Origin of the sequence: Urinicoccus timonensis (assembly GCF_900232945.1) — a bacterium.
GTDB classification, from domain to species: Bacteria; Bacillota; Clostridia; order Tissierellales; family Peptoniphilaceae; genus Urinicoccus; species Urinicoccus timonensis.
Genome location: NZ_OCTU01000003.1, coordinates 210,193 through 226,142, shown reverse-complemented (window position 1 = coordinate 226,142; position 15,950 = coordinate 210,193). Strand labels below are relative to the sequence as shown.

Genomic DNA, 15,950 nt, shown 5'->3' with positions numbered 1-15,950 from the left:
TTTACCTCAATTCTTTTTCAAATCCATCCCGGTCCGTTCCATCAGCTACTTGGATGACCCCGGCATAGTGGTAGTTTCTTTTCTTCAATATTCTCTGCATGGCCTTATTGTCCCTATGGGTATCAATGCGAACCAGGGGCAGTTTTTGAGCAAAATAAGATTCAATATCCTGGAAGATGCCATTAGCAAGGCCCCGGCCCTGGCCTGCATCCCCTATAGCCAGTCGGTGGATGGTGACATAGGGCCCTTGAAGGGTCCAGGCTCCTTGGATTTTTTCATAGTTTTTTTCTTGGCCCAAAACACAGGCTGCTACAGCAATAACTTGGCCCCCATCCTCCCAGACATAGGCCTGGTCCTCTTCCAAGTCTTTCAAAAAATCAAGCCCAGAAGGATAGGCTCCCTGCCACTGGTCCAAGCCTCCTGCTGCCATCCGGGTCTTGGCCTCTTGGTAAATTTTTTCTACAGCTTCTAGGTCTTGGATTCTTCCCTTACGCATAAAAATCAACTCCTAGTTGGATAGGCACTTGCCTATTTAAATGGATTTCTCCAGGGCTGACCCTGCAGTCATAGGCGTGGACTCCCAGACCCTTGTCCATGGCCTCCTCCAGGGTCTGGGCAAAAAATGGATCCATGGCCTGGTTGGGACTAAAGAGGTCCACTCCTTCCATTTGAATGACAAAGATTAGGTGGGCCTTCTTGCCCATATCCATGGCCCGGACCAATTCTTGAATATGGCGAGCCCCTCTTTCTGTTACGGCATCAGGAAAGGCAGCCAGGTTCTTCCGTTCCAGGGTTACCCCCTTGACTTCAAAATAACTGTCCTTATCGGCAAAGTCCAAGCGACTATGGCCGAAAGTCACCTCGCTTTTTAGGCTGGCCGGGTCCATAAAGGGAATTTTCCCCGCCAGACCTGCCTCCCTAACTAGCTTGTTGGGGGCTCCTGAATCCAGGTTAATCAGCCGCCCTGCCTTGTTGATGGCAATCAGACTGTACTTGGTTTTTCTCTTGGGGTTTTGGCTCTCCAAGAGATAGCATCTTTCCCCCTTAATGAGCAATTCCTGACAGCGACCAGTGTTGGGCACATGGACCAGGACCTCCTTGCCTCCTAAAAGGCAACGAGCAATAAAACGGTTATCCCGGTGGACAAAGGATGCTTCTAAGACATTTCCCTCATAAAACATAGTCCAAGCCTCCCTGGTCAATGGCCTCTTGGAAGAGGGCCACTTCCTTTAAGATATCCTGGGGAAAATACTCCAAGCTCAAGGGCACATTGAGCCCATGTCTTTGAAAGAGGGACAAAATTTCAACCCTATCTTCCAGGCTGGGCACCCCATGTTGGTCCTTGTAACCATCATTCCAATGGACATGACTATAGCGGATCCGATCTCCTAAAATTTCAAACCACTGGTCTAGGGAAAATTTTTTAGACAGTCGGGCATGGCCCAGGTCCAGGTTGACCTGGACCCTGGGATGGTCAATGGCATCCACCAAATCCCGGAGCCGTCTGGGGTCGTCTTCATAGACATTTTCTAAAAGCAAGTAGCCCTTGAAGGAAGAAAACTCCTCCATCAGGGCATGGAAGACCCTCTTGTTTTCCTTCCGGTCTATCTCCATCAAAAGAGAGTTTTGGACAAAGGGGTTGATTTGTGAATGAAAAATTAAATAGTCCGCCCTGAGCAAGACCGCCATATTTAGGCTCATCCGGTATTTAAACATGGATGCCTCTTGAATGGCCCGGTCGTAGGAATAGGGCTTCAGGTCAATAAAGGCCCCATGGATGGCAAAGGGCCCCCTGATTTTTTCTCTTCTGGCTAAATAATAATCTAAACTATCCGCAAAGTTTTCTTGGAACACGTTGACTTCTGTAAAGTCTTGAATTTCCAAACCTATATTTTCTTTATTGCATACATCCTGGGAAAAAGTCTCCTTGGATTGGATGGCTTGTAAAATGGTTAATTGCTTCATAAATCCTCCATGAACTCATTATATCACAGTCCTTGGGGCCTGAAAATATTAATGTAGTTAGTATTCATTTCTATTTCATTTTTCTTCTTAAATAATATGAATGTTTGCTTATATGTTGCTTTTATCATATTATTTAGCTTTTATTTGAAATTATTTTTTATAAAAAATCTATTTATTGCAACCGATTCCTATCTATACCCTTGACTTTTCTCCTCCTAATGGTACAATAGGTTCATTGACTAAAAATCTAGCAAAAAGGAGATGTTTCTATGTTGAAAAAATCTATTCGTTTTCTTTTAATTTTAACCGCCTTTGCCTTGGCTGCCTGCCAAAAGGCTCCGGCCAATGATCCAGGAGAAATGGATACAACTAGCAAGGAAGTTAAGCAAGTTGTCTATACTTCCTTTTTCCCCATTTACGATTTAACCCAAAGCCTGGCCGGTCCAGACTTCGACGTCCGGTCCTTTATGCCCTTGGAAGCTGAAGCCCACGACTGGGAACCTTCTGCCAAAGATATTAAGGACCTGGCCCAAGCCGATCTTTTAATCGTCAATGGGGCGGGAATGGAAGCCTGGCTTCCCCAGGTCCAAGAAGCCCTTCCAGACTTGAAGGTTCTTGACCTGAGCCAAGGTCTTGACTTAATTAAAGCAGACCACCAGGATGATGCTGACGAAGATCATGATCATGACCACGACGAGGCCGATGAAGACCACGATCACCATGACGAAGCCGAAGAAGCCCACCACCATGACGAAGCCGAAGAAGCCCACCACCATGAAGAAGACCACGAAGGCCACCACCATCACCATCATGGTCCCAACGACCCCCACAGCTTTTTATCCCCAGCCAATGCCATCCAATATGTGGCTAAGATCAACCAAGCCCTGGACGATTTAAATAGTGACAAAAAAGATTCCGTTAACGAAAGAGCCCAAGCCCTGTCCAAGGACCTGGAAGACCTCTTGAACCAATACAAGGAAGTCTTTGCCCAAAAGAAAAATAAGACCTTTATCGTTCCCCACCAAGCCTTTGGCTACCTGGCCCGGGACTTTGGTCTCAACCAATACCCCCTCCAAGGCCTTACCTCCGTTTCCGAACCGGACTTAAAGACCATCCAAGAAGCCATTGAAACTTGTAAGAAGCTTGGCATCAAAAAAGTCTTTTATGAATTTGGTGGTCCCTCCAAGGGAGCTGAAACCATAGCTAAAGAAGCCAATATTGAAGCTGCCCCCCTGGCTACCATGGAAATGAAGGTACCAGGAAAAGATGGTCAAGACCTCCACTACAAAGACTTAATGGAAATGAACCTGAAAAACATTGCAGAAAGTCTAAATGAATGACTGCCCTCAGCATAAAAAATTTAACTTTTTCCTATGGGGACCAGGACCTTTTAAAGGACCTGTCTATGGAGGTCCAAAAGGGAGACCTGGCCCTGCTCTTGGGAGAAAATGGGTCCGGAAAATCCACCCTCTTAAAGTGCATCCTGGGTCTTTTGCCCTACCAGGGACAAATAAAAATTTTTGACCAGGAAGTCAAAAAAAATATGGACCTTTCTTCTGTCTCCTATGTTCCCCAACAGGGAGACCAAATCAACCTATCCTTCCCCATTAATGTTTTGGAATATGTCCTCTTGGGCCTCTACCAATCCTTTAATCTTTTTAAGCAGCCCAGCAGGAAAAACAAGGCCCAAGCCCTGGACGTTTTAGAAGACCTTGGTCTGACTTCCCTGGCCAAACAACCAGTTCAAACCCTATCTGGTGGCCAAAGACAAAGGGTCTTCATTGCCCAGGCCCTGGTAAAAAACCCCCAACTTTTAATCCTGGACGAGCCCACTGTAGGCATTGATGTCCACCAGCTGGCTTCCTTTAAAGACCTTTTGGCCCAACTGAGACGAGACCGGAACCTGACCATCCTCATGGTAACCCATGACCCGGACTTTAAAAGTCTTCCTGGGGCTCAAATTTATTCTCTAGACAAGGAGGGCTTAAGACATGGTTGAAATGTTACAATTTTCCTATATGCGCCAGGCCCTTTACGTGGGACTCCTCCTATCTATTATGGTCCCCTCCCTAGGGGTGGTTATGGTCCACCGGAAGACCTCCATGATTGGAGATGCCCTGTCCCACTCCTCCCTGGCCGGTGTGGCCCTGGGTTTGATTTTAAACATTGACCCGGTTATTGGGGCCCTTTGCCTTTGTATCTTTGCCGGCCTGTCCATGAATGTCATCCGGAAAAGATTCCCCCAATTTGGCGACATGGCCACAGCCATTGTCATGTCCACCGGCCTGGCCCTGGCCTCTATTCTCTCGGACTTTACCAAGGGTGGAGCCTCCTTTGATGCCTACCTCTTTGGGTCCATTACTGTGGTTTCTTCCCTGGATACCCTCCTAATTACTATCTGCTTTGTCCTGGTGGCCTTTGCCTCGGTCTACTACTACCAGGCCCTTTTGGCCCTGGCCATTGACCCCGTCCTGGCCCGGATCAACGGAGTCAAGGAAGGACAAATCGACACCCTCTTTACCATCCTATCTGCGGCCACCATTGCCATTTCCTGCAAGGTGGTAGGAGCCTTGATGATTTCTTCCCTTATCGTCCTACCCACAGCTACGGCCCTCTTGTTTGCCAAGTCCTACAAGCAGGTCTACCTGACCTCAGTCCTCTTGGGCACCATCTACATGCTGACGGGACTCTTGTCTTCCTACTTTTACGGGATTAAACCGGGAGGAAGTGTGGTCTTAACAGCTCTGGTGGCCTTCTTGGTCCTGGGACTTTTGAGAAAAATTAAAAAATTCCTTGAAAAAAAATGACAGTCCTCTTGACTGTCATTTTTCTCTTTCCAGGCTTACCACCACCAGGTCCGGAGGGTTATTTATCCGGATGGGGAAGGAAGAATTTCCCAAGCCCCGGCTGGTGATTTGCCTGGTTTTCTTTAGTTTTTGCATTCCTTGAGCCCCCTTGGGGAAAAATTCTCCATAGGGACTAAAAAGGGGCCCCAGGATGGGTAGGCGAATTTGCCCTCCATGGAGGTGGCCCGCAAGGACCAGGTCCAGAGGGTAGGAGGCAAAGAGGCTCAAAAAATCCGGCCTGTGAACCAGGAGGACCTGGTAGGCTTGAGGATCAAAAGATTCTTGGTCCAAAAGCTTCCTGTAATAGTTTTCCATATCCTGCTTGGACAAACCCCTTCCCTGACTTCGGGGGTCTTGAAGACCGTGAAGGACTAACCCCTCTTCCAGGACCAGGGACTCATTGTCCAGGATATGGATGCCCAAATCCCGGTAGGCCTGGTGGATTTTTTCCAGGTTCTTGACCCGGTGTTCATGGTTGCCGGTTACATAATAGCAAGGATAATGGGCCACCAGTCTTTTTAAGAAATTCAGAGTAACTTCTGGCTTGGTCTTCCGACTATCCACCAGGTCTCCTGTCAAAAAAATATAGTCTGGGTCTTCCTGGCGGATGGCCTGGTAGACTTTTTCTTGAAAGCCCCTGTGGTCATGGTTGTGGAAGTCCGATATCTGGCAAATCTTAAGAGACCGGCTAATTTTTTTACTTTTTATTTGATAGTGGCTTAGGGCCAGGGACTGGTTCTCCCGATAGATGAGAAGCCCTGCCAGAACCAGGCCTAAAAGAATGAAATACAAGACGACCTCCAAAACTTTTACCGGATCCTTGTCCGGTAATTTTTATCAGAATTTTATTATTAAATTTATAATTATTTCCTACTATCTTACATTATATAGTCAGAGCTTTTATGTTCATGAGCATCTAAAATTCTTAAATACTCTATATCTTAGTTTGTATATGGTTTTATATCACAGGAGAATGGTCTTAATACATTATAATTTTCTCAATTTTTCAAAATATTTTGCTCAATTCAATTAGTAAAAACTAGACCAAGTTTACCTTGAGAAATATCTATACATGAGTTATAGAATAAGGTATAATATCAAAGATAATCTGTATAAAGTGGAAGATTGAATTGAGATGGATTAAGGAATTTTCCTATCATCAATTATACTTACAAACCACAATAGATACAAGTCCACACACAATTGTAAAATGCGACGAGATGAGAATGTGAGCATGGAGATATTTGGTAGAATTTGTAAGTATTTTAAGTGTGATATGTCGGAAGTATTGGAATATGAAATAGTTAGATAATTAAGTGGTAAATGAGAGATGGGAAACTATTAAGAGGAAGAGAGGAGAGAAGATTATGGAAAATAAAATAAATAATTTTTTTAAAATTATCTTAAAGATTTTTGTATTGTTACTGGCAATCGTCATTTTCACCGGTGGGATTATGCTTGCCCTGTCAATAATTTTTTATGGACAGACCTATAATAGAGACTATAAAAATGCAAACCTAGTGATGCTAATGGGAACTACGGGTCAATTATTGGCGGCCATCTTTTTTGTAAAAATTATTTTGAAAAAGAAAATTGATTACATATTTTTTAAGACGGAAGGCCTGGCCAAGAACATTGGCATTGGACTCTTCCTTGGCTTCTTGCAAATTTCAATTTATGTCTTATTAGACATGGGAAGAGGAGCTCTTGAATACAGTGGAAGTAGCTATGGCAATTTTAATTTGATTTTTCTTGCCTACTTTATAGCATTTTTTATCCAATCAACATCAGAAGAAATCTTGGTTAGAGGAATCCTAACGAGAGCTCTATCTGATCGATTTGGAAGAAACGTTGCAATCCTACTTCCTTCGATTGTTTTTGGACTTTTGCACCTGGGTAATGAGGGAGTTACAATTTTATCCACCCTTAACACAATCCTGGTGGGTATATTTTTTGCAAAATTACTATTTTATAAAGATAATATTATGTTGACCTCTGGAGTTCATGCAGGTTGGAACTTTTCCATGGCAATGATTTATGGCTTAAATGTAAGTGGCTTTAGTGGATTTGATAGCTTACTTAACTTTAAAATTTTAAATTATAACTTGTACGATGAAATTTATGGGCCAGAGGGCAGCATAGTGGTAACATTTATTGAAATTATAAGTATTTTTATTATATTTTATTTAGAAAGAAGAAAGAAAATAAAAAATAGATGATAAAAAATAGTTTATTCAAATATTTAACTTTCATGTTCTCTAACTATTGGAAATTATATCGGATTCCTTAAAAATTTTATTGAACTTCAGGATGAGTACAAATAAAGATGGATTTGCTAATTCTACTTTGCGAAAATGGATACCCTCCTCAATAGAGTGAATAAATATTTTATATGGTTTTAGAGCAGTCGGAAAATTACAAAAATTAGAGAAGAGGCCATGAGTATTCAAACTCATGGCCTCTTCTCTTACCACCTAAAGACTTAGCAAACTATTTTTATACACCCCTCTACATTTATTCCACTTTTTTAGCAGCTTCCTTGGGCCTTTAAATAGGCTTCAAGGAGCCGGTAGGTGTTTTCCAGTCCCCTTTTGTGGGTTCTTTCATAGCCATGGCTGGCAGAAACTCCAGGACCGATGAGGGCAAAACGGGCATCTAAACCGGAAGACCGGGCTGCCGATGCATCGGACCCGTAAAAGGGAAAGACATCTGTGGCAAAGTCCAGTCCCTCTTTCTTGGCCAGGTCAATCAAGTCCTTGGTCAAGTCATAGTCATAGGGCCCGCTGGAATCCTTGCGACAAATACTGACGTCGGTTTCCTTGGCCTCCAACTTGTCCCCAATGACCCCCATGTCTACGGCGATAAAGTCCTCCACATCCAGGTCTAGGCCACAAGCTCCGTGGCCCACTTCCTCATAGCAGGAAAAAACCATAGTTACAGGAGGATGGTCAAAGTCCTCCCAATGGTCTATTAGGGTCAATAGGATGGCGGCAGAGGCCTTGTCGTCCAGGTGGCGACTTTTAATGTAGCCATCTCCGGCCAGGCGAAACCTGGGGTCCAGGGAAATATAGTCTCCGTTGCAAATCCCCAGGTCTTGGACATCCTTCTTGTCCTCTACAAGATAGTCCAGGACCACTTCCATAGACTGGGTGTCTCTTTTGGCTGATTCGGCATCCTTACTGGCATGGACAGCTGGATCCTTTAGTCGGACAGTCCCCTCATAGGTCTTACCTTCCAGGGTATGGACCAGGACATTTTCCTGCTCCACATAGTTGAGAGGAAAGCCTCCCAAAGTGGTAACTTCCAAACGGCCATTGTCCTTGATTTTTTGCACCATCAAGCCCAGGGTGTCAATGTGGCAGGCCAGGGCAATCTTCTTCCCCTTCCCAGGCAGCTGGCCTAGGAGGGTCCCCTTCCGGGTTCTGGACCAGGCTACTTGGGGGTAGCGGTCCTGGATTCCTTGAAGGAGGTCCTGGGTCATGCCTGTAGGGCTGGGGGTCTGGCAAAGCCATTGTAGTTTTTCGAGAATTTTTTCCATCCTGTCTCCTTACCTTCTATATTGGTCAAATTGGTTTAATTCGTAGAGCTTGATCCCATCTTTCAGGGTTTCTTCATGGAGAATTTCAATCAGGCTCTTGGCCTTGTCTACATTACTTAAGAGTTCCACATCAGATTCAATGGCTGCTCTTCGGATCATAAAGCCATCTCTTTTGGCATCTCCTCCCTTGGTTGGGGTGTTGATAACAAGGTCAAATTTTCCTTCCTTGACTTCGTCCAAGATGGTGGGGTAGTCTTCCCCAATCTTACGAACATGCTCAGCTTGGATGCCCAAGTCTTCCAGGAAGTTTTTGGTATTTTCCGTAGCTGCAAAGCTGTAGCCCATGTCCTTCATAATGAGGATAGAGTCCCTCAACTCTTCCTTGTCCTTGTCTCCCAGGGTTACTAAAACCCGTCTGGGGTGGCTAGCCAGGTCAATGCCCGATGCGATAAAGCCCTTGGCCAAGGCTTCCTTGCGGCTTAAGCCCACTCCCAGGTCTTCCCCGGTAGACCGCATTTCAGGTCCAAGGCCTGCTTCTACTTGTTGTAACTTGTCTGTTGAAAAGACGGGAATCTTAGCACAAACCAAGTCGCCTTCTGGATAGAGGCCTGTTCCGTAGCCCATGTCCTTGAGCTTCTTGCCCAGGATCAATTCTGTAGCTACATCCACCATGGGGATAGTAGTTACCTTGGACAGGTAGGGAACGGTCCGAGAAGATCTTGGGTTGACTTCGATGATATAGAGTTGGTGGTCCTTTAGGATGTATTGGATATTGACCAGACCAATAACCCCTAGGCTCAGGGCAATTTTTTTGGTTACTTGGACAATTTCTTCTTTCTTGTCTTGGGGGATGTTGTCTGTGGGGTAGATGGAGATGGAGTCTCCGGAGTGGATTCCGGCTCTTTCCAAGTGCTCCATAATTCCTGGAACTAAAATGTCTTCCCCATCACAGAGAGCATCTACTTCAATTTCCATGCCGTCAATGTATTGGTCAATGAGGATGGGGTTCTTGGGATCTTTTTGGAAGCCCCGGTCGCAATAGTAGCGAAGTTGGGTTTCCCCATAGCAGATTTCCATTCCTTGGCCTCCTAGGACATAGGAGGGCCTAACCAAAACAGGATAGCCCAGGTTCTTGGCTATATCCACAGCTTCTTCTGTGGTCCAAACCCCATGGCCCTTGGGACGTTGGATGCCCAATTCTTCCAGCAATTCATCAAAGCGTTCCCGGTCTTCTGCCCGGTCAATGGCATCGGGGTCTGTGCCCCAAATGGGAATTTCAGAATCCTTAAAGAAGTCTGCCAACTTAATGGCTGTTTGGCCACCAAATTGTAGGATGACCCCATCAGGTTTTTCCCGGTCTATAACATTTAGGGTATCTTCAATAGTCAGGGGTTCAAAGTAGAGCTTGTCTGCCAGGTCAAAGTCCGTAGATACTGTTTCTGGGTTGTTGTTCATCAAGATGGTTTCATAACCCAGCTTGTTTAAGGTTTGAACACAGTGGACACAACAGTAGTCAAATTCAATCCCTTGGCCAATCCGGATGGGACCAGACCCAATAACCAGGACCTTTTTGCCTGTTTTTTCCAGGGTCTTTTCTTCGGATTCCAGGTCATAGCTAGAGTAGAGATAGGGAGAGTCCACCTTTAAGGACCCCGCACAGGTGTCTACCCCCTTAAAGGAGGCTGTAATATTGTAGAGTTTTCTTAATTCATAGATGAACTTGGGAGATTCCCCAATAAAGTTTCCAATGGCCACATCTGAAAAACCACGGTTTTTCAAGTCTCTCAGGGTATTTTCTGTTAGGTCATCCTTGGTCATTTCCTTGAGCTTGCTTTCCCTTTGGACAATGTCAGCAATTTCATAGAGGAAGAATTCGTCAATTCCCGTTTCCAGGCCTAGACGTTTAATGGAATAGCCCCGTCTTAAGAGTTCAGCCAGGACAAAGAGTCTTTCATCGGAAGGAGATAGGACTTCTTTTTTCAATTCTTGGAGGGATTTTTCAGCTAGGCCAGGGTGCTCTAGGCTAAATTTCCCAATTTCCAAGGACCTAAGCCCCTTGAGAAGAGCACTTTGGAAGGAAGACCCAATGGCCATAACTTCTCCTGTAGCCATCATCTTGGTTCCCAATTGCCGTTTGGCATTGTAGAACTTGTCAAAGGGCCATTTTGGAATCTTAACAACTACATAGTCAATAACTGGTTCAAAGGCTGCTGAGGTCTTTTTGGTAATCCGGTTTTCAATTTCGTCTAGGCGGTAGCCCAGGGCAATGTTGGTAGCCACCCGGGCAATGGGATAGCCTGTGGCCTTGGAAGCCAGGGCCGAGGACCGGCTGACCCGGGGGTTGATTTCGATTACAGCATACTTGGTGGAAGTTGGGTGGAGGGCAAATTGGACATTACAGCCTCCTTCAATCCCTACTGCATCGATAATCTTAAAGGCAGACCTTTGTAGGATGCCGTATTCTAGAGGACTCAGGGTTTGGGTAGGAGCTACCACAATAGAATCCCCAGTATGGACCCCAACAGGGTCGATATTTTCCATAGAGCACACCACAATCTTGTTGCCGTCGTGGTCCCTGATCACTTCAAATTCAATTTCCTTCCAACCAGTAATGCACTTTTCAATCAAGACTTGGTGGACCCGGGACCGGTGGAGGCCTCCTGTAGCGATTTCAACCAATTCTTCCTTGGTCTTGGCAATTCCGCCCCCTGTTCCTCCCAGGGTAAAGGCTGGCCGGACCACTACGGGGTAGCCCAGGTAGTCGGCATAGTCCAAGGCTTCATCCAGGCCTGTTACCGTCTTGGATGGGATAAGAGGTTCGTCAATTTCTTCCATTAGCTCCCGGAAGAGTTCCCGGTCTTCCCCCTTCTTGATACCAGAAATAGGAGTTCCTAAAACTTTTACATCGTACTTGTCCAAGATCCCCTTTTCATGAAGGTCCATGGCCAGGTTCAAGCCAGTTTGTCCCCCCATCCCTGGAATCAGGTGGTCGGGTTTTTCTTTTTCAATAATTTTTTCCACCACTTCCAAGGTCATGGGTTCAATGTAGATCTTGTCGGCCATACCCCGGTCGGTCATAATGGTGGCGGGGTTTGAGTTGATTAAGACAACTTCCACCCCATTATCCTTTAGAGTTTGACAGGCTTGGTTTCCTGAATAGTCAAATTCAGCTCCTTGGCCAATGACAATGGGGCCTGACCCCAAAACCAATACTTTTTTTACGCCTTCAAATTTGCCCATCTTCTCACTCTCCAATTCTTTCATCTAAAACAAAGTTACATTCGCCATGGTAGGGGTCTTCTTCCGCTTGGAAGAGGAATCCCCAGGCCCGGTAGTCCTTGGCCTTAAAAGCTGCCGTTGTTTGGTCCAGCAGGTTGATAAAGCTAGGTTCAATAGGCTTTTCATCAATTAGACCATACTGGTAGTTTTGGTGGCTGTGGTAGATCTTTTTGGTCTTTAAGTCCATGATGGGTTGGGACCCCTTGTGGCCGGGAAGAAACTTGATTCCGCAGCCCAATGCTCTTGCCAGCATTTGTGCTCCCAGGCCAATACCCACAATGTCAATCTTTCCAAGAATTTGCTCAATGTCTGAGATAATATCTTGGACCATGGTGGGGTTTCCTGGACCAGAAGACAGGATCAAGAGGTCGTGTTTGGCATCTAGGATTTTTTCAAAGCTTGTTTGGGCGGGATACTGGGTAATGGAACAATCCCTAACCTTGAGATAGTCAATCAAGCTCTTTCTTAAACCGAAGTCCCAAACAGCCACGTCCTTGCCCTTACCGGGATAGGAAATTTTTTCTTCGCAGGTTACATCAAAGACTCCATGGCTTAAGTCCATATCATCCAGAAGGGTTTTTAACTCACTTTCCGTCTTGGGCTTGCGGGTGATAATCCCCCGGAAGGAATGGTGGTCCAGGAGGTAACGGGAAAGAGCCCGGGTATCAATGCCACAAATTCCTGGAATTTTGTGGTAGTTTAAGTAGTTGTCGATGTTAATTTCATAGCGGAAGTTGTTGGGGTGGTCAATTTTTTCCCGGCAAATGACCCCCTTGAGTTGGATGTCCGGGCTTTGTTCGTCTGTTAGGTTAAAACCATAGGTCCCAATTAAGGGATAGGTAAAGACCAGGAGTTGGCCATAATAGGCCGGGTCTGTAATCAACTCTTGGTGTCCCACCATGGCAGTATTGTAGGTGAGTTCTCCTACAACATCCTTGCCCTTATAGCCAAAGGCCGTTCCCTCAAAAAGACTTCCATCTTCTAATTGTAAATATGTTTTCATCTTTCCCCTCACTTTATACAAGCTATTATTTCCGATATATTTTCTAGGTGGTTTTCGTGACAATAGGCCTCCAGGTCTTGAAGAATTTTAGGCACCAGGAAGGGATCATGGAAGTTCATGGTCCCAATTTGAACAGCAGATGCTCCCACCATGAGCATGGCCAGGACATCTTCTGCCGAGGCAATGCCCCCCAGGCCCACTACAGGAATGTCCACCGCCTTGGCCACCTGATGGACCATCCTCAAGGCCAGAGGAAAAATACAGGGGCCTGACAGACCAGCATAGACATTGTCAAAGACAGGCTTGCGATGGGCAATGTCCACAGCCATGCCCTGGACCGTGTTAATAAGACTTACGGCATCTGCCCCAGCCTCTTGGACACTTTGGGCCAGGTCTGCCACCGGGTCCCCATTGGGAGACAACTTCACCATGACAGGGTGGCGAGACAGGTCCACCACCTCCCTGGTAATGGAGGCTGCCGAGTCGCACTTGAGACCAAAGAGCAGGCCCCCTTCCTTGACATTGGGACAGGAGATATTTAATTCAATAAGGTCAATATCCAGGTCGTTTAACCTTTCTGCCCCTCTTAAATAGTCATCCCGGCTGTTCCCACCCAGGTTGACAATCAGGCCTGTATCCAGGCTCCGCATCTCTTGGTACTCTTCCTGGCAAAAATGCTCAATGCCGGGGTTTTCCAGGCCAATGGAGTTTAAAATTCCCGAAGGCGTTTCCCAAATCCGGATGCCGGAGTTTCCATCCTTGCCGGCATAGGTCAAGCCCTTGGAAGAAATGGCCCCTACTATAGATGGGTCATAAAACCTCCGGTACTCTTCTCCGTAGCCATAGGTCCCTGAAGCCATAATCAGGGGATTTTTTAATTTTAGCTTACCAATCCTTGTCTCAAGCATGGTCCAACTCCTCTTTTGCAAATACCGGTCCATCCAGACAGACCTTCTTCCGGCCTTCTTTTCCCTGGCAAGTACAGGCCAGGCAGGCTCCAAAGCCGCAACCCATCCTCTCTTCCAGGGACAACTCCAAGTCCTTGCCCTCCTGGCGGCAGCGGTCCAAGACCACATTCATCATGACCCGGGGGCCACAGGTGTAAAACTGGTCATAGGCTTGGAAGTCCACAGCATCTGTAATATAGCCTCCCTCTTGGATTTTCAAATCCAGGGGATAGTCCTTTAAGTAGTCAGCAAAGCCCTGACCATTCCTGGTTCCAAAGTAGACCCTAGTGTTCCCCTTGAGAAAGCGACTCAGGTAGATAAAGGGAGCCAGCCCCACTCCACCTGCAATACAGGCCACCTTCTTGTCTGGATAGGGGGTAAAGCCCCGGCCATAGGGCCCCAGGATCCTCAGGTCCTCTCCAGCCTCCAGCTTGGAAAATTCTTCCGTTCCTCCCCCCACAACTTCATAGAGGAGACCCAGCTGACCTTCATGGTAGTCGAAAACGCTAATGGGCCGGCCCAAAAGCTTGGCCCCATCCTTGGGATAGACCATGTAAAATTGCCCGGGCTTGGGGACAGATTTTTCCTCCAACCAAAGGACATAGGTGGATTCATTAATTTGATCTTGACGAATTATTTTAGCCATGATGCAACTCCATTACTTGATCACAATAGCAACAACGATATCTTACCGGGTCCTCCCCTTCCAGGTCGAACATTTCTTCCACATCTTGGTGGTTGCTGACACAGGCCGGGTTTTTGCAGGTTAAAACCCCCCGAATATGTTTAGGCAGGCAGATTTTTTCCTTGTTGGCCACCTGGCCATTTTCAATGATGTTGACAGTGCCCGAGGGAGCCATAAGACCCACCAGGTCCATGTTTAAGTCAAAGTCCGTTTCAATCTTAATCAGGTCTTTTTTCCCCATCTTACTACTGGGAATTCCCGTCATTAGAACCACCACTCCTTGAACATTTTCCAATTCCAGGCCATGGTAGAGTTTAATTCCTTCCCCGGCCTTGATGTGGTCAATGACGATTCCCCTGCGAATCTTAGATACATTAATCATTGGCAACCCCCAACAAGATCATCATCAGCGCCATTCTTACATACATACCCAGGTGGGCCTGGTTAAAGTAGACCATTCTTGGGTCCGGATCCAGGGACTTTTCAATTTCCATGACCCTGGGGAGGGGGTGCATGACAATCATGTCCTCCTTGGCCAGGGACATTTTTTCTTGGTCCAGGATATAGAAGTCCTTGAGCCGCTCATACTCTCTTTCAGAGACAAAACGTTCCTTTTGGACCCGGGTCATATAGAGGACATCCAGGTCCCCCATAACCTGGGACAGGTCTTCCACATAGGTCACATGACCCTTTTGGATTTTTTCCTTGACATAGTCCGGTAGGGCCAGGTCTTCTGGGGCGATACAGACATAGTCACAGCCTCCGAAAAGCTCCAAGGCCTCAATTAAGGAGTGGACCGTCCGGCCAAACTTCAAGTCCCCACAAAGGCCAATGGTCAACTTTTTATTTAATTTTCCATAGCGGTGGAGGGTATAGAGGTCTGTCAGAGTTTGGGTAGGGTGTTGGTGGGACCCATCTCCTGCATTGATAATGGGGACCCGAGTCAGGACCTGGCTCCCTAAAAAAGCGGCTCCTTCCAAAAAGTGCCGCATAACAATTAAATCCGCATAACCTTCAATAATACGTAAGGTATCCGCAAGACTTTCTCCCTTTGCTGTTGATGTATTGCCTTGGTCAGAAAAACCAATAACTCGACCCCCTAAACGATTAAAGGCGGCCTCAAAGGATAGGCGGGTCCGAGTAGATGGCTCAAAAAAAAGACTAGCTAAGACCTTACCTTCACAAGAATGGGAAAACTCCTCCGGCTTTTGTAAAATAAGATCTGCTAGTCGAAATGCTTCTTTATATTCAGTTGTAGACCAGTCCGACGGTCTAATAAAATTGGATTGACGAGTCATTTTGTCCTCCTGTTTTATTCCTCAACTTTTTCTAAACTATTTTAATCTATCCAGCCCCTAAAGTCAAGACATGATTGAGATTTTTCATTGACTTATTTTTACTCTTTAGTGGCCCAAGTCTTCTCCTGCTTCCTTGCTATTTTCAACAAATCATTGTATAATATCTGTAAAGAAAGCTCTACGATGTTCGATGGACTTCATGTTAATTCAACCGACAAATCAGACACGGGAATCTGTGTTTAACTGTTGATAGCAAGCCCCCTTGAGGGGACGTTAAAGATAGTTAGTAAGATACCCACCTTAGCAACAGGGCGGGTCTGAATTAAATGAAGAAACGGCATTGTGGAGTTTACATAAGACAAAAGCTTAGGACCTTGTCCTAAGAAAAA

At 46.0% G+C, this 15,950-nt stretch carries 15 protein-coding genes, 1 other RNA gene and 1 pseudogene; 6 read left to right on the top strand and 11 right to left on the bottom strand.

The annotated features are described in order from the left end of the window. Position 1 precedes the first annotated feature (1 nt). Genes CS898_RS06510 through CS898_RS06500 form a run of 3 tightly spaced genes read right to left on the bottom strand, consistent with a single transcriptional unit; the run spans position 2 to position 1,965 of the window. A complete protein-coding gene (locus CS898_RS06510; protein WP_099208537.1) occupies positions 2–496 on the bottom strand; it encodes a GNAT family N-acetyltransferase in 495 nt (164 codons plus the stop codon). Then, the gene (sfsA, locus tag CS898_RS06505; protein ID WP_099208536.1) at positions 489–1,181 is read right to left on the bottom strand and encodes a DNA/RNA nuclease SfsA; all 693 of its coding nucleotides are present in this window, start codon (positions 1,179–1,181) and stop codon (positions 489–491) included. Before sfsA ends, CS898_RS06510 begins: the two co-directional genes overlap by 8 nt. Beyond that, a complete protein-coding gene (locus tag CS898_RS06500; RefSeq protein ID WP_099208535.1) occupies positions 1,171–1,965 on the bottom strand; it encodes a sugar phosphate isomerase/epimerase family protein in 795 nt (264 codons plus the stop codon). The genes sfsA and CS898_RS06500 overlap by 11 nt, the downstream gene beginning before the upstream one ends. A gap of 269 nt (positions 1,966–2,234) precedes the next feature. Here CS898_RS06500 and CS898_RS06495 point away from each other — a divergent pair, with 269 nt between their 5' ends. From CS898_RS06495 to CS898_RS06485, 3 genes are read left to right on the top strand one after another with little or no spacing between them, the layout of a single operon-like run. Next, positions 2,235–3,305 carry a metal ABC transporter substrate-binding protein gene (locus tag CS898_RS06495; protein ID WP_099208534.1) on the top strand — a complete coding sequence of 357 codons (1,071 nt, stop codon included), beginning with the start codon at positions 2,235–2,237 and terminating at the stop codon, positions 3,303–3,305. Next, positions 3,302–3,964, top strand: a complete 663-nt coding sequence (locus CS898_RS06490; protein WP_099208533.1) for a metal ABC transporter ATP-binding protein — start codon at positions 3,302–3,304, stop codon at positions 3,962–3,964. The genes CS898_RS06495 and CS898_RS06490 overlap by 4 nt, the downstream gene beginning before the upstream one ends. After that, entirely contained in the window at positions 3,957–4,772 is an 816-nt protein-coding gene (locus tag CS898_RS06485) for a metal ABC transporter permease (protein ID WP_306345824.1), read from the top strand. The genes CS898_RS06490 and CS898_RS06485 overlap by 8 nt, the downstream gene beginning before the upstream one ends. A 15-nt stretch (positions 4,773–4,787) precedes the next feature. Here the strand turns inward: CS898_RS06485 and CS898_RS06480 are convergent, their stop codons facing one another. Next, a complete protein-coding gene (locus CS898_RS06480) occupies positions 4,788–5,603 on the bottom strand; it encodes a metallophosphoesterase (RefSeq protein WP_159459140.1) in 816 nt (271 codons plus the stop codon). Between the two features lie 314 nt (positions 5,604–5,917). On the opposite strand from CS898_RS06480, the pseudogene CS898_RS10170 reads away from it, so the two are divergent. Together CS898_RS10170 and CS898_RS06470 are read left to right on the top strand one after the other, a co-directional pair. Continuing rightward, positions 5,918–6,123, top strand: a pseudogene (locus tag CS898_RS10170) (helix-turn-helix domain-containing protein). A gap of 55 nt (positions 6,124–6,178) precedes the next feature. Next, a complete protein-coding gene (locus CS898_RS06470) occupies positions 6,179–7,030 on the top strand; it encodes a CPBP family intramembrane glutamic endopeptidase (protein ID WP_099208531.1) in 852 nt (283 codons plus the stop codon). A 308-nt stretch (positions 7,031–7,338) separates the two neighbouring features. Here CS898_RS06470 and CS898_RS06460 read toward each other — a convergent pair whose 3' ends face one another. The 7 genes from CS898_RS06460 to pyrB are packed head-to-tail and all read right to left on the bottom strand — an operon-like array spanning position 7,339 to position 15,561. Beyond that, positions 7,339–8,349, bottom strand: coding sequence for a M42 family metallopeptidase (locus CS898_RS06460; protein WP_099208529.1), 1,011 nt, complete (start codon positions 8,347–8,349; stop codon positions 7,339–7,341). A gap of 9 nt (positions 8,350–8,358) precedes the next feature. Beyond that, positions 8,359–11,589, bottom strand: a complete 3,231-nt coding sequence (carB, locus tag CS898_RS06455; RefSeq protein ID WP_099208528.1) for a carbamoyl-phosphate synthase large subunit — start codon at positions 11,587–11,589, stop codon at positions 8,359–8,361. 4 nt (positions 11,590–11,593) lie between these two features. Continuing rightward, positions 11,594–12,631 (bottom strand): carbamoyl phosphate synthase small subunit, encoded by a 1,038-nt coding sequence (locus CS898_RS06450; RefSeq protein ID WP_099208527.1) that lies wholly within the window; start codon positions 12,629–12,631, stop codon positions 11,594–11,596. A gap of 8 nt (positions 12,632–12,639) precedes the next feature. Beyond that, on the bottom strand, positions 12,640–13,539 hold the full coding sequence (locus tag CS898_RS06445) for a dihydroorotate dehydrogenase (protein ID WP_099208526.1): 900 nt from the start codon (positions 13,537–13,539) through the stop codon (positions 12,640–12,642). After that, entirely contained in the window at positions 13,532–14,224 is a 693-nt protein-coding gene (locus tag CS898_RS06440; protein WP_099208525.1) for an iron-sulfur cluster-binding protein, read from the bottom strand. The genes CS898_RS06445 and CS898_RS06440 overlap by 8 nt, the downstream gene beginning before the upstream one ends. Further along, the gene (locus tag CS898_RS06435) at positions 14,217–14,645 is read right to left on the bottom strand and encodes an aspartate carbamoyltransferase regulatory subunit (protein WP_009430279.1); all 429 of its coding nucleotides are present in this window, start codon (positions 14,643–14,645) and stop codon (positions 14,217–14,219) included. The genes CS898_RS06440 and CS898_RS06435 overlap by 8 nt, the downstream gene beginning before the upstream one ends. Further along, the gene (pyrB, locus tag CS898_RS06430) at positions 14,638–15,561 is read right to left on the bottom strand and encodes an aspartate carbamoyltransferase (protein ID WP_099208524.1); all 924 of its coding nucleotides are present in this window, start codon (positions 15,559–15,561) and stop codon (positions 14,638–14,640) included. Before pyrB ends, CS898_RS06435 begins: the two co-directional genes overlap by 8 nt. Before the next feature lie 172 nt (positions 15,562–15,733). Between pyrB and ssrS the strand changes: the two genes are divergently transcribed. Continuing rightward, a non-coding RNA gene (gene ssrS, locus CS898_RS06425) (6S RNA) lies at positions 15,734–15,914 on the top strand. Positions 15,915–15,950: the final 36 nt, after the last annotated feature.